The organism is Flavipsychrobacter stenotrophus, assembly GCF_002954265.1.
In the GTDB taxonomy this organism is placed as follows: Bacteria; Bacteroidota; Bacteroidia; order Chitinophagales; family Chitinophagaceae; genus Flavipsychrobacter; species Flavipsychrobacter stenotrophus.
This window is the reverse complement of the sequence record NZ_PPSL01000004.1, coordinates 252,384-266,403: the sequence shown is the minus strand read 5'-3', so window position 1 is coordinate 266,403 and position 14,020 is coordinate 252,384. Positions and strand designations below refer to the sequence as shown.

The 14,020-nt window shown below is 40.3% G+C and carries 16 protein-coding genes and 1 tRNA gene; 7 read left to right on the top strand and 10 right to left on the bottom strand.

Annotation, left to right across the window (positions count from 1 at the left end; translation table 11 throughout):
* Positions 1 to 131: 131 nt before the first annotated feature.
* The 9 genes from CJD36_RS23280 to CJD36_RS15550 all read right to left on the bottom strand — a co-directional run bounded on the left by CJD36_RS23280 (position 132) and on the right by CJD36_RS15550 (position 5,000).
* Complete coding sequence (locus CJD36_RS23280) at positions 132 to 308, bottom strand: hypothetical protein (protein ID WP_161499333.1); 177 nt, start codon at positions 306 to 308, stop codon at positions 132 to 134.
* 77 nt (positions 309 to 385) lie between these two features.
* Complete coding sequence (locus CJD36_RS15585) at positions 386 to 739, bottom strand: hypothetical protein (RefSeq protein WP_105040125.1); 354 nt, start codon at positions 737 to 739, stop codon at positions 386 to 388.
* A gap of 97 nt (positions 740 to 836) precedes the next feature.
* The gene (locus CJD36_RS15580) at positions 837 to 1,193 is read right to left on the bottom strand and encodes a hypothetical protein (RefSeq protein WP_105040124.1); all 357 of its coding nucleotides are present in this window, start codon (positions 1,191 to 1,193) and stop codon (positions 837 to 839) included.
* Positions 1,193 to 1,492 (bottom strand): hypothetical protein, encoded by a 300-nt coding sequence (locus tag CJD36_RS15575; protein WP_133162660.1) that lies wholly within the window; start codon positions 1,490 to 1,492, stop codon positions 1,193 to 1,195. The genes CJD36_RS15580 and CJD36_RS15575 overlap by 1 nt, the downstream gene beginning before the upstream one ends.
* 100 nt (positions 1,493 to 1,592) lie before the next feature.
* Complete coding sequence (locus CJD36_RS15570) at positions 1,593 to 2,030, bottom strand: hypothetical protein (protein ID WP_105040122.1); 438 nt, start codon at positions 2,028 to 2,030, stop codon at positions 1,593 to 1,595.
* A 4-nt stretch (positions 2,031 to 2,034) separates the two neighbouring features.
* Complete coding sequence (locus CJD36_RS15565; protein ID WP_105040121.1) at positions 2,035 to 2,352, bottom strand: hypothetical protein; 318 nt, start codon at positions 2,350 to 2,352, stop codon at positions 2,035 to 2,037.
* Positions 2,353 to 2,379: 27 nt separating this feature from the next.
* Positions 2,380 to 3,381, bottom strand: coding sequence for an IS1595 family transposase (locus CJD36_RS15560; RefSeq protein WP_105040120.1), 1,002 nt, complete (start codon positions 3,379 to 3,381; stop codon positions 2,380 to 2,382).
* A gap of 64 nt (positions 3,382 to 3,445) precedes the next feature.
* Complete coding sequence (locus tag CJD36_RS15555) at positions 3,446 to 3,766, bottom strand: hypothetical protein (protein WP_105040119.1); 321 nt, start codon at positions 3,764 to 3,766, stop codon at positions 3,446 to 3,448.
* A gap of 319 nt (positions 3,767 to 4,085) precedes the next feature.
* Positions 4,086 to 5,000, bottom strand: a complete 915-nt coding sequence (locus tag CJD36_RS15550) for a T9SS type A sorting domain-containing protein (RefSeq protein WP_105040118.1) — start codon at positions 4,998 to 5,000, stop codon at positions 4,086 to 4,088.
* A gap of 209 nt (positions 5,001 to 5,209) precedes the next feature.
* On the opposite strand from CJD36_RS15550, the gene CJD36_RS15545 reads away from it, so the two are divergent.
* On the top strand, positions 5,210 to 5,440 hold the full coding sequence (locus tag CJD36_RS15545) for a helix-turn-helix domain-containing protein (protein ID WP_105040117.1): 231 nt from the start codon (positions 5,210 to 5,212) through the stop codon (positions 5,438 to 5,440).
* A 1,879-nt stretch (positions 5,441 to 7,319) separates the two neighbouring features.
* On the opposite strand, the gene CJD36_RS15530 is transcribed toward CJD36_RS15545, so the two are convergent.
* Positions 7,320 to 8,195, bottom strand: coding sequence for a hypothetical protein (locus CJD36_RS15530; RefSeq protein ID WP_105040114.1), 876 nt, complete (start codon positions 8,193 to 8,195; stop codon positions 7,320 to 7,322).
* A gap of 227 nt (positions 8,196 to 8,422) precedes the next feature.
* Between CJD36_RS15530 and CJD36_RS15525 the strand changes: the two genes are divergently transcribed.
* From CJD36_RS15525 to CJD36_RS15500, 6 genes are all read left to right on the top strand, one after another.
* A complete protein-coding gene (locus CJD36_RS15525) occupies positions 8,423 to 9,796 on the top strand; it encodes an exonuclease domain-containing protein (RefSeq protein WP_105040113.1) in 1,374 nt (457 codons plus the stop codon).
* Positions 9,797 to 10,067: 271 nt separating this feature from the next.
* The gene (locus CJD36_RS15520; RefSeq protein ID WP_105040112.1) at positions 10,068 to 10,319 is read left to right on the top strand and encodes a type B 50S ribosomal protein L31; all 252 of its coding nucleotides are present in this window, start codon (positions 10,068 to 10,070) and stop codon (positions 10,317 to 10,319) included.
* Between the two features lie 124 nt (positions 10,320 to 10,443).
* The gene (locus CJD36_RS15515) at positions 10,444 to 11,613 is read left to right on the top strand and encodes a GlmU family protein (RefSeq protein WP_105040111.1); all 1,170 of its coding nucleotides are present in this window, start codon (positions 10,444 to 10,446) and stop codon (positions 11,611 to 11,613) included.
* Between the two features lie 122 nt (positions 11,614 to 11,735).
* The gene (tpiA, locus tag CJD36_RS15510; protein ID WP_105040110.1) at positions 11,736 to 12,503 is read left to right on the top strand and encodes a triose-phosphate isomerase; all 768 of its coding nucleotides are present in this window, start codon (positions 11,736 to 11,738) and stop codon (positions 12,501 to 12,503) included.
* Positions 12,504 to 12,570: 67 nt separating this feature from the next.
* Positions 12,571 to 12,642: transfer RNA gene (locus CJD36_RS15505), tRNA-Glu, on the top strand.
* A gap of 130 nt (positions 12,643 to 12,772) precedes the next feature.
* The gene (locus tag CJD36_RS15500) at positions 12,773 to 13,963 is read left to right on the top strand and encodes a di-heme oxidoredictase family protein (protein WP_105040109.1); all 1,191 of its coding nucleotides are present in this window, start codon (positions 12,773 to 12,775) and stop codon (positions 13,961 to 13,963) included.
* Positions 13,964 to 14,020 lie beyond the last annotated feature (57 nt).

The following is a 14,020-nucleotide window of genomic DNA, read 5'->3' as shown; positions in this document are numbered from 1 at the left end:
CACACATTTTTTCAAAACACTAAAAACACCATACATACCCGTCACAAAACTAACCACATAACCCGGGTTATGGCACTAACATACCACTTTACACCAAAAAAATGCACCATTGATATCAATGGTGCATTTTTTTAAATCCCTTTCTGAACCTTTTTAGTGTTCGGGCGACCACCACTTTTTTTCTTAAGAAGTGTGTTATAAGCCTCTTTTATTTCATTGTACTTATTCAGTACATTATCATTTGATAATTCAAACCCTTGTTGAATTAAGGCATTAATTGTTGCAATAAAGCAGATGTCATTTACCATATATAAAATATTTTAATTATTATATATACGATAAATAGAAAGTTGTATTATTTCAAAAATACCTTTTCAGAAAGCTATTATGCTATTTTCCTGAAATCTTTCATATAGTTGTGAAACATTGCTTTATTACCAGCATTAACTCGTCCAAAACGACAATGTTCTAAAACAATATACTTTTCTAATTCCTTTAGACTTTCTACATTTGTTTTGTAGAAACAATCATTAATTACAGAACCGATTTTCCATTCACCGTTTGCTTGTTTCTTTATGCATAAATAGTTATATTCTACTTCCTGCTGAAAAAACTTCTTATTATGCAACGAATATTCTATTACAAAATGATTGTATTCTTCTAAGTAATCGTAACCTACTGCCAGATAGTTATCTGCATCGTGTTGAATGAGTACACCTCCTCTAAATGATAATGACATAATATATTATTTTCTCAAAATTACGCATCCATAACATATTTTATTCCAATAATAATAAAATGTGCGTAAAAAGTGCATAACTTCTCAGATTTACCTATCATTCCTTATTCGGCACTGTCATTATAGCCTTTAATATTTTATCAAAGTCCGTTAAATCACTGCCGTACTTTATCTCATTACGTCTTTTCAATAGCAGCCTTAATTCATCTTCCGTTGCACATACTTCCATTAGACCAATCATTTTTACAACCTCTATAAGTAAAGTATCATTATCTAATACAGTTGAATTAATACCGTCTCCGACTAAATTTAAAACTTCCTTACTATCAGTAACAGATAAATTTGAAAAAATAAATTGACTGAATATGTCTGTTATGTCCATATTCCAGTTCAATCTTTTTACTTGTTGTACCAGATAATCAAATACCTTTTTATTTCGCTTTATGTTGTGCATTATTTCTTTTTTGACGATAGATTATTAAACCAATTTCTAACTTTTACTGCAAAACTAATTTTACCCACATCCACTGCATTATCTTCAACTATTCGGGGTGCAACATTTATATTTTCTTCCACAAGAAGTAGCGGACTATCATTATTAGATAACCGCAATCTAAATGCCACAATATACTGTCGTTCCTCACCTTCAAATATTACGTTTACAGCATCACCGATACCAATATTTCTGTTAATTTCTGTGTAAGTAAAGTATGTCCACTCACCATTATTATTTCTAAATAAACTGTATCTCACCTTTATAAGTTTAAAAAATAAAAGAACTCTAAATAATAATCTCCTCATGCCTTATTATAGCATGAAGCTGCTTACAAGTTGTTTAGTTATACTCTAATTTCTATTCAATATACCTGTCAATGTTATTATCATTCAGGTCTCCTGCTAACCACGCACCCACCATATTTATACACTTTTGAACCGTATCTTGTGTCATATAGAGAGAGATAACCAACTCTAAAACTTCAATGTCTAAGAGTATATTATCAAACCATCCTTCAATTAATTTAATGTCTGAATAGTGTTGTATATCATCAGGATTTTCTTGAATGATTCGGATTGCCTTTCCTTTAGTAATATTTATATAACTGAAAATAGGATTACCATCATAGAAATTTTTGCCGTGTTTATTCTTGTTAGTAATTATTTGATTTTTATTATCAAAAGAGATTTTCTCCTCCAAAGACTTTTCAAGTTTCCTTCTCCAATAACCTACATTCAGGTTATAGACATCCTTGTTGTTTAAAAAGTCTTTATATAATATTTTACGATCGTCCATGTTCTTATTCCTCTTCTATTAATGTTACAAATGCAGCTCCTTCAAGAATATCTACATCAAAGCGTACCGAGCGATGTTGCGGAGAATTTCTAAACGATTTCTTTATAAAAGAAAATACGCCTTCTGCAGGTGCATTATCAACAAACTCTCTTGCTTGCTGAATCGCTAAATTTCGTTCCTCATATTCCCCTCTTGTTAATGACCCTACAACATTATCAATGTGATTATGCCCTGTCTGTTTATATATTGTATCTACCGTTGTCCAAACCGAAGATTTTACAGGCATATTTTTTGCTTGTGCTTGAAAGCGACCTCTATTCATATCGTGAAAGCAATAAAAGTTTATGAGTTATTTGTTGTTTTTCAAATCTACGTATCTTAAACGCTTTTCGCAACCTGTCAACAACAGATTAAATGTGTCCGAAGTGTTTAAATGCCTTGTATTAAATCTGTACTCCGTTTCCCTGCAATACCTATGTAAATGCTTTACTGTTACACGACCCATGTAAGTAGTACCCCACGTCTTCTTTAAGATATTCCAATAGCCCTCTAACCTGTTAGTTGTATATCCATCCCAATTTACGTAGTTCTTCAATCTATGCTGTACAACCTCGTGATAGTATGCGTTCTTTAAATTCTTATACACATGATACTCATCTGAAACAATAGTAGAACCAAATTCTACTTTCTCCGCGATCATAGGCAATAGTGTTTTACTCTGAACATTATCTACCACTTCCGTCCTTACTACTGCATGTTGATGAATAACTTTCTCTCTAACTGCTAATTCGTTATTCTTTTTATTCGGTCTGTAAATTACTTCTGAAACTTCCTCTTTAAACATACCAAATACAGGCTGCATTTGCTTTCCACCTTGTGAATATTCTTTCTTCTTATCGTCATGCCTATTCTTATTTTTGCCACCTACATAGGTTTCATCAACTTCAATAGTGCCGTCAAAGTTGTTTAAAAAGTTTTCGTGTTCCATTGCATAGCGTATGCGGGATAAGAGGAACCAACTTGATTTTTGAGTAATATTTAATTCAGTAGCCATAATGTAGCTACTGATACCTTTTTTGTGTGTAGTAAAAAGATAGATTGCGAGAAACCAAGTCTGCAAAGGGATTTTAGTATTTTCAAATATAGTACCTGTAAGGACGTTGAAATATTTGCCAGTATTCTTGCATTTGTATTTAATGCCAGCGCACTTATAGACTTTAGAATTAGGGTCAAACGGGGATATAACATTGCCGTTCCAGCGCAATGTTTCAAGGTGAGCAATACAAACTTGTTCAGTCGGAAATGCTTTGAGAAGGTCTAAAATGCTCTTAAAAGGTTTCAGTTCAAACATGAACCAAAGATAAGGAGAATTTTACACCAAAACAAAGAATATTAAAAATACTTATCCGCAATTATTAAGGTAGGAATTTTGCCTGCTGTAAATACTGTGTTACGAATTGTTCCATACGATTTTTAGTGTCGTTATCAACACCTTCAATAAATACATTGTAATCCTTGTCTATGTTAATTGATGCTTTAGCGTCCGTTTTTGTATTTGTGTATTGTAATGTTCCATAATCGTTTGTTTTATCAGTTACGAACGTCATATTTTCACCATACAAATGAGGTATGTTGTATAATTCAAATCCCAACTCTCCAAAAACCAAGGATTTTTCTATGAAAAGATAAACGTCAAGCATATTGCGCCTTTTAAATTCGGCAAAAGGTTTCGGCATATTTAATTTTTTAAGCAAATAAAGTAATAATTTCTGTATCCAACATTTAATCTTTTTCATGCCTATTATAACATCATATATCCATTTTGTTTTTTATAGCACAAAGTATTTACTATAAATAAAGAAGTAGCGATTAATCGCTACTTCTTTTGCCTTACCAGTTAAACACTTGTTTAATAAATCTTCCGAGGTTGCTCCAAATGTGTGAGCCACCTTTAGGGCAATTAATACTTGTTGAAATGTTGCTTGATTTCGTGCCGCATTTTTGACATTGATACGTAGCCATTTTGTTGATTTTATATTGTGATTTGAAAATGCCTTAATCCTTTATGATTTTATAAATAATACCCTCATTAACTCGCAACAAATAAATTCCATTTTGCAATGCTGATAAATCTATTTGCATAGTATTTCCCGTTGTTTTCTCGCTCAATACCGTTTGCCCTAACAAGTTTATTACCTCAATCTTTTCAAGCAGCAAATCACTACTAATAGACATTGTACCGTGACCAGGATTAGGGTATATGCTTATCAAGTCCTTTTGAATAGTACCTATTGACGTAGTTGTTACAACCGTATCACAGGGAGAACTTAATTCACTAACAACCGCATTATTAACCTTTACCTGATTCAAACTGTAATACCCCGTATCATTACCATTTAACGGAGCCATATAGTCACACGGCATTAATAAACTGTCATTCCTGAAAAATCTAACCGTATCAAATACACATGAAGGCGTGAAATTATTAGCATACAAAGCAGTATCATAAACCGCTAACATTGTTAGGTTGCCGCTATAATAATTTCCGTCAGAGCCACTTGAAAAATGAGAATACCCTATATTAATCGTACTGCCCGCTCCAGCACCCATTAAAGGAGCTCTATTGCCTACACCATGTGACATTTTTACACCGTCTAAATAAAGAAATGCCGTATCAAATATTGTCGGAACGAAAGATAATATGTGTGTAACCGTATCGCTTACAAATGCTATGTGATGCCATTCCGTATCAGCAGGATATAAGCATGATACCTTAACGTTTTGACCGTATGTAGCAACCACACTATCGTCTATTAATGATATGTTTAGTACATCTTGTGCAGGGCCACCGAACTTAGGAAATTGAGCAATTGTTTCCGTACGGCCACCACCGTAACTACTAATAGCGGTATCTCGTTTTAGCCACACTTCAATAGTTAGTTGCGGTATAGCATTGCTTGTAAAAGTCATGTAGTTAGTAACTAACCGTATGCCTGTTGTTCCGTCAAAATATGTGCTATGATAAGTACTACCTATTTGAGCGTTTGAAAAGGAGGAAAGGGAGTAATAAAGCAGCAAGACAAACAATTTTTTTCATGTTGTATGATTTGCGGCTAATGTAAAAAAACGTTGTCAATATTGATAACTTATTGAGTGTAATTTTTTTGAATTTGCTCGGAATGAATAAGCGGGTAAAAGAAGATGAGATTTATTTAAAACAACTGGGTCAGCGTATTAAAACAATACGTAAGGAGAAAGGTATAAAGCAAGTTGATTTAGGGTATATCTGCGATTTAGATAAATCAAATATGAATAGGATTGAAGCGGGCAATACAAACCCTTCGGTGTTATTGCTAAGGAAGATAAGCAGTGAGTTAGGAATAAGTTTATCGGAACTTTTAAACTTTTAATCTTACGAGTATAAATATAATATATAAATACTAAATAGATTCATTTATTTGGTGTAAAGAGGTATGTTAGCGCCCGGGTTATCCACACAACTTTTTTTTATGATGGTACACTTTTCGTACCATCATGGTACACTTTCCGTCCCACCATGTAAATTCAATTTGCGCACATCAAAAAGCGGCCCCACCTTTGTGAGATTTATAACCCCATACCATAAACCTCCATCAACATGAAAACTGCAAACAACACCCGGTATTATCGTATAAATGTGTAACTCGTTTACCACGGTAATACCTCCCTCTCCTTTGGAGAGAGTCGGGGTGAGGCTCCTAAAAAAATGGCGGAAATTGGCGGAAAAAACTGCGGAAAACTGCAGAAAAACTGCGGAAAACTGCGGAAACTGGTGGTTTTCAAGAAACGCCAAAAACCTTACCCACAAATACATACAATGGAAACGCACCAAAAAAAACTGCCGGAAACACGAAAAAACCACCATTTTAAGCTACTGAGCTAGACTCCTGATTTAGCTCAACCGGCTGGGAATCCTGAATTTCCGTATTTTCCTGAATCAAACAACGAACATTTCCCGATACTAGATTGCCTGCCGGCCGTTAAGGCGGGCTTCGCGAAAAGCTCGCAAAGACCCACCCGACACAACACAAACATCGGGCACAATCGGGCATCACCCAAAAACACAAAACCATGAAAACCAAACAACTACAATCAAACCATGCCCGATTACAATTTTATTTTCATCGGGTATTACCTACAATTACAACAAAATAATCAAAGGTCAGGCAGCGTTGGCTGAGCTTGCGAAGAGCGGTGTGGCCAACCACAACAACACGCAGCATAGCTCCTTTTGCGCGCGGAGCGATTCGCAAAAGTGCCGTTTTCTTTGTTTCTTTCTTTGCGGCAGCACAAAGAAAGAAAATATGCGACTGGACAAAGAAACCGCCACGCTGGTCGGGCACAATCGGGCATCACCCAAAACCACAACACAATGAAAATCAAACAACTACAACCGCCCCATGCCCGATTAGAATCTCAAAACCATCGGGCATTTCAACAACAACATGAGAAGAAGCCTGGCTAACCGAAAAAACGGCAGCTCGCATAGCCTTGTGGCGATAGGGCGATTTTTTGCGGCGGCGCTTTCTTTGTTACTTTCTTGTAGTTTATCCCGCTTATTGCGGGACTGTTGTAAAGAAAGTAAACAAGAGGTAGGATATGCAACCCTAACTCATCCGATTATAATGAATATCGGGCATAATCGGGCATCACCCAAAAACACAACACCATGAAAACCAAACAACTACAACCAAACCATGCCCGATTAAAATTAAATTCTCAATCGGGTATCAGCAAAAAAACCTCAATATCCCATTGCCGAATTGTCAAAATTGCCATATTATCGAATTGCCCACTGCATCATTATGTTATTGTTAATGTTATCTAAATAAAACCACCCAGTAAAAATATAAACCATATACAAACCCATGTGAGGCACGCACCTTACAACGCACTATACTTTTATAACCCGTTGATTACACATCACTTTAACAACAACAAATAAAAATATAGATAATTAACCGATGGTGTCACCGGCTCACCATCTGCCACCTACCACCGTAACCGCTATATCACCTGTTCTTTATGCACTTCCGTTTCGCTAATATTGTATCGAATTTATCTGGCTTTCAGATAGGTTTATCAGTTTCACATGCTGATAGTAAGATGATCCGTCCCTTATTTGTCTTACCACCATCAAAACAAATGGCTTACGTCTCTCGTAAGCCACTCTTTTTTTTCAGCCACTACCCGCAATAAAAAAGCACCCGAAGATCCGGGTGCCTTAAATAAAACAAATATCGTTGTTGACTATTTTGCAGCGTTATCCGCCAAATGCTTCTTTTCAAACATAGGATTGTGCTTTGTAGTCGGCAATATGAAACCGGCACTCAGTATCAGCTCATAAGTACCAAAGTTCTGCTTTGCGGTACCGCTGGCTACCTTCAGATGGCTGTAGCGTGCATAATCTACTTTCTGAGAAAATTCGAGGAAGCCATACTTCATCACCATTACGCGTAGCGCCGTTTCCAAGCCGGTGTTCCAGCCACCCAGCTGAAAGCCCATATCGTTGGTAGCACCAAACAGCTTGTTCTCTACGTGCGGTATCACAGGGCCTATGCCCGCCTTACCGGTAAGGTCTATAGCTATACTGCGGTTGGGGGTATGATACAGTCCATAACGCTTTACAATGTTGAACAGCAGGAAGTTGGCGCCATTGTTAAGGAAGTAGTAAAAGCCGTTGTTCTCAGAGAAAAGGATATCTTGATCTACCGGTGCATTGTTCCTTATACCCTTTACACGTATCTGCTGGTTATTGGCAATAATATACTTGGTATGGTCGAAGTTGATCTCAAAAGCAAGATCTTGCTTATCGTTAAAGTAATAACCCAGGCGGTAGTTGTACTGCGGAATGGTTATGGGTTGCTTAAAGATGCTCTTATCGTTCCAGCCCTTGTGGTCGTGCGCTTTTACCTGCACCAGGTCATAATCGTTCTGCAACTCGCGCTGGGTAACATGTACCGTGCTGCGGGTATACCACTCAGTGTTGTATCCCCAGCTGAAATAGATGGAACCTGTTCTATGTTTCTTCTTTTTTGCCGGTTGATCGGCGGTTTGTGCAGTTGCATTGAGGGCAAACAAAGTACCAACGGTGAGCAGTCCTGCGGCAATAGTCTTAATATTCATTTTCCGGCTTTGTATAACAGGGCGCAAAGTTAGGGAACGGCAACAAGATAAACTGTGATAATAGTCAGCGCAAAGACATATGTTGTAAAGCAACACGAGAGTTGAAATGTATAACAACCCTTCATTGCCGAACCTGTCTGCCGGTAGGCAGATTGCCACATTACCGAATTATCAAATTGCCGAATTCAACTAATAAACCTTAATTTTAAGCACAAGTTGTAGTGAAGATGCTTTATGCCGTAGTAGATATTGAAACAACAGGAAGTTTTGCCGCAGCCAATGGCATTACGGAGATCGCCATTGTCATACACGATGGTGAAAAAGTGCTTAATTTTTATGAAAGCCTGGTCAATCCGCATGTGCCTATCCCCTACTTTATAGAGCGGCTAACTGGTATAGATAACAACATGGTAGCCAATGCGCCATCGTTTGAAGAGATAGCCGGACAGGTGTATGAACTGCTGCAGGACAAGATATTTGTAGCCCACAATGTTAATTTCGATTACTCTTTTGTAAAATACCACCTCGATGCTGCAGGTTATGAGATCGATGAAAAGAAGCTCTGCACCGTGCGCCTGGCGCGTAAAGTAATACCGGGGTTAAACGGCTATAGCCTTGGTAAACTGACCCAACAACTGGGTATCCACCATGGTGCCCGCCACCGCGCAGGTGGCGATGCCCTGGCCACTGCCGATCTGCTGGCTATGATAGTTGCCCGAGATACCAATGGCGCAATAGCTGCAGCACTAAAAGGCAACACAGCCGAATCTTATATACCACCCCACCTGCCTGTAGAGCAGATAGCACAGCTACCGGGCACACCGGGTGTTTACTATTTCTACAATGCCGAGGGTAAAGTGATCTATGTGGGTAAGGCCATCAACTTGCGTAAGCGGGTAAAAAGCCACTTCTCCAATAATAAGGTCAACCGCCAGAAGCAGGATTTTCTGCGCGAAACCGCCCGTATCAGCTACAAACAATGCGCTACCGAGTTGATGGCACACATATTGGAAAGCACCGAGATCCGCAGGTTGTGGCCCATACACAACCGCAGTCAGAGAGGTTACCTGCCGCAGTTTGGACTCTTCTCTTATGAAGACCGCAACGGGTTTATGCGACTGGCCATTGAAAAGAACCGACAGGCCGCCAAACCGCTCTATACATTTAATACGGCAGTAGAGGGGCAAATGCGCCTGCGCGAACTGATCAGCGAATTCAACCTCTGTAACCGTCTCTGCAATATCTCTCCCGATTGTGAGTGCAGCATGCATGCCGATGCCGATGAATACAATGCCCGCGTAGAAGAAGCCATGGAGTGGATGCGTAAACTGCTGCCCACTTTTGCCTACATAGATAAAGGCATTGAGGAAAATGAACATAGCTGCATACTGATAATGGAAGGCAATTTTGTGGGCATGGGCTACCTCTCCGACAAAAAGCAACAGATGGAAACACTTGAAATTTTAAAGAGCCACCTGGAGCCCCTGCAAGACAATGACTTTATCCGCAACCTCGTATACAAACACGCCACCGCCAACCCCGATAAGTGTGTGGAGTTTGCGGGAGCTCATGTGCTTAGCGCGGTAGAAAGTGTAAAGTAGCGAATTAGAATACCCCCGTAATGATGCTGAAGGTATCTGATGTCTATAGAAATTCACATACAAATTGCGGAACGATGCCGAAGGTATCGGATGTTGATCGATAAAGGCTAATCTTGAAGCGGTTTGAGTTCGCTATCTTTGTAGGAAATTCGCTCTTTGAGCACAGCGCAACCAACTAAATCAGATTTTGTTTGGTTGATATAGGTTTTTCCCTTACTTTTGCACCTCTTAATCAACACATGGCAAAACCCATGTTTTAAAAACAACAACAATGAAAAAAGGCATTCATCCTCAGGGTTACCGTTTAGTAGTATTCAAGGATACATCTAACGAAACAACATTTTTAACTCGTTCTACTGCTAACAGCAAGGAAACGATCATGTGGGAAGACGGTAACGAATACCCTGTAATCAAGGTCGAAATATCTAATACTTCGCATCCTTTCTACACCGGTAAGTCAATGTTCATCGATACAGCAGGTCGTATCGAAAAGTTCAAACAGCGTTACGCAAAGAAAGCATAATCATAGTAATACAATACATTACTTGCATAAAGCACAAAAAATCCCGACTTTTGTCGGGATTTTTTAATGTTAGCTCAGCGAGCTCATCGTTACTGCCAACTACATTGCAACAAGCGAATTATATATGAATTATATACTCTTTGATCAGGATAGAGAAAAGCTGTTCCCCTTCACACATACGCGCCCTGTAGCAGATATCCGCTGCGGGATACTTACTATGCGTGAGCGTTGGGAAAAGTACCTGGAAGATAAAACAGGCACCCTTACAGCTACCTATCTGCAGCCATTGCACAACGGTACCATTTTGGATGACAACATCTATATAAATGGTGGCATAGCAGGCAACTGCTCATTGGTCGAGGCTATCAACAAACTACAATCAGGTCAGAAGCTGGTGATAGGGACCATAGTAGTAGCTGCCCGCACAGCAGCAATGAACACGTTGGCAGATCTTTATTCTACGCTCACTACCCTATCCTCCATAGAATTCGATGGCCATTGCTTTGGCCTGCAAAATGTATGGGATATCTTCTCTCATAATGACCGTGCTATACGTGAAGACTACAAACTACTCACCAATGGCCGCACCAGCGAGCCTATACCTGAGTATGTAACAGTAACAGGAAAGGAGAATCTGTTTATTGAAGAAGGAGCTAAAATAGCAGCAGGGGTTATTATCAATGCTACCGGTGGCCCGGTATATGTAGGCAAGGATGCTGAAATAATGGAAGGCTCTATGCTCCGCGGACCAATAACCCTGTGCGACCATGCAACCCTGAAAATGGGCACAAAGGTATACAGCGCCACTACAATAGGTCCTGGATGTAAGGTAGGTGGAGAAGTAAGCAATGTGATCTTCTTTGCCAACAGCAATAAGGGGCATGATGGGTTTGTAGGTAATGCTGTAATAGGCGAATGGTGCAACCTGGGTGCAGACACCAACTGCTCTAATCTGAAGAACAATTATGATGAAGTGAAGATATGGAGTGAACAGGAAAATAAGCTGATAAGAACCGGGCTTACCTTCTGCGGATTACTGATGGGCGACCACTCTAAATGCGGTATCAATACAATGTTCAACACGGGTACTGTAGTAGGCGTGTCTTGCAATATATATGGCGGCAATTTCCCTGAAAAGTTTGTACCATCATTTAGCTGGGGCGGCAGTGAGGGCATTGTAATTTATGACTTTACCAAGGCCATGGATACTGCCAACCGCATGATGGCGCGCCGTAGCACCAAATTAAGCGATGCTGAAATGACCATGTACAAGCACCTGTTTGAAAATAAATAAGAAGTAAAAACTGAAAAGTAAAAAGTGTGGGATCGCACAATTATCTTGCAACTGTTGCATGGATGCCATGTCACCTTACTTAATAAAAAGAAACTTAAACTAACTATATAAAACACTCAATTATGCGTAACAAAATAGTAGCAGCCAACTGGAAAATGAACCTGAATCTTGCTGAAGGCAAGCAGCTTGTAGAAGGCATTCTTGCCGGTTTACCTGCATTGGAAGTTCACAAACATGTGGTAATTGCGTCTTCGTTCGTGCACATAGCACAGACTGCAGCACAGCTTGCGGGCAAGAGCAACATACACACAGGTGCACAAAACTGCTCTACTGAAACATCGGGCGCGTATACCGGTGAAGTATCTGCTGCTATGCTGAAAGATGCTGGCGTGAGCTATGTGATCATAGGCCACTCTGAGCGCAGGGAGTATTTTAATGAGACCAATGCTATGCTGGCAAAGAAAGTAAACCAGGCTCTTGCCAATGGTTTGCACATACTATTTTGCTGCGGTGAAGCACTTGAAGTACGCGATGCCGGCACACAGAACGCGCATGTTGAACAGCAGATAAAGGAAGGCATCTTCCACCTCTCTGCTGAGCAGATGAAGGACATAACTATAGCCTACGAGCCAATATGGGCAATAGGTACAGGCCGCACAGCCACATCGGCACAGGCACAGGAGATACACGCACATATACGCAGCGTAGTTGCTGCACAATACGGTGCAGATGTAGCCAACAACGTACCTATACTATATGGTGGCAGCTGCAAGCCATCTAATGCTGCTGAGCTGTTTGCCTGCCCCGATGTAGATGGTGGCTTGATAGGCGGAGCATCACTTAAGGCCGATGAATTCCTGGGAATAATAGAGGCGATGAAAAATATTTAGGATTCTCCCGAAATAATTTGGCAGAGTAAAATACTTACGTATCTTTGCACTCCCAAAAGCGGGAAATGGCGTGTTGGTCAATCGGTTAAGACGCCTCCCTTTCACGGAGGAATGACGGGTTCGACTCCCGTACATGCTACAAGATCCCATCAGACAATGTCTGGTGGGATTTTTGCTTTTACGCTATTGCCACTTACATTTTGTCCACCTAATTAAATAAAATTAGTCTGGACTAATTTTATTTTTACCTTTGCCCTTCAAATAATAATATGAAGTGGCAAATAATATTTAGTGTAAGCGTGTTTGTGCTGGCGATGTCGTGCCAGAAAATGGAGCCAGCCGGTCCTGGTGAAGACCAGACGCTTGATGGGCCAGTAGCGGGATTGACGGCAGCACAGAAGCAACAGTTCCTGAGAGGTGATGCAGCTTTTAATGGCGAGATCTTTACTAAAGAAACAGGACTTGGCCCCTTGTTTGTTGCCACATCTTGCGGTAGTTGTCATGCAGGTGACGGCAAGGGGCACCCCTTCACTACCCTCACCCGGTTCGGGCAAACAGACAGCACCGGCAATCATTTCCTGCAACAGGGTGCGCCACAACTACAAGACAGAGCAATACCCGGACATGAACCTGAGCAGGTACCTACTGGTGCTGCATTCGCAAAGTTTACTCCCCCAGCCAATACCGGCATGGGCTTTCTTGATGCGGTAAGCGATGCGGACATAATAGCCATGGCTGACCCCAATGATGCTGACGGTGATGGCATAAGTGGTGTGGTCAACTGGACACCACTGAAGCCTTACCTGACGCCAAGAGAAGGGAGTATTAAAAATGGAGGAAGACATATAGGTCGCTTTGGGAAAAAGGCGGGCGCATATGATCTGCTGCAACAAACAGCAGGGGCGTATAATCAGGACATGGGTATAACATCGAGCTACGAGCCTTATGATACTTATAGCGGCGCGGAAATTGACCCAGAGGTAACTAACCAGACACTACTGGATGTGGTGTTTTACCTGAAGACATTAAAGGCGCCTGTGCAAAGAAATGCTACGGACAAGGATGTTGTGAAGGGCAAGGAGTTGTTTATGCAGATCAATTGCGGCAAGTGCCATGTACCTATATTGAAGACCGCATATTCTACAATAACAGCATTGAGCAATGTTACCTTTTATCCTTATACCGATCTATTGCTGCATGATATGGGGGACGGATTGAATGATGGTTATACCGAAGGCAATGCGAAACCAGCAGAGTGGCGCACGCCTGCATTGTGGGGGCTTGGGCTGTCAAAGCAATCGCAGGGAGGAAGTTATTATTTGTTGCACGATGGCAGGGCAAGAAGCATAGAAGCAGCCATATTGTTGCATGGTGGTGAGGCGCTGCAAAGCAAGGATAGTTACAAGGTTTTACAGAGTGGGGATAAGGAGTTGTTGATTAAGTTTTTGGAGAGTTTGTAGGTCTTGGCAAATGCACATTTTACTTTTCCTGTAAGCTTATTTTATTATGTCGCCCTT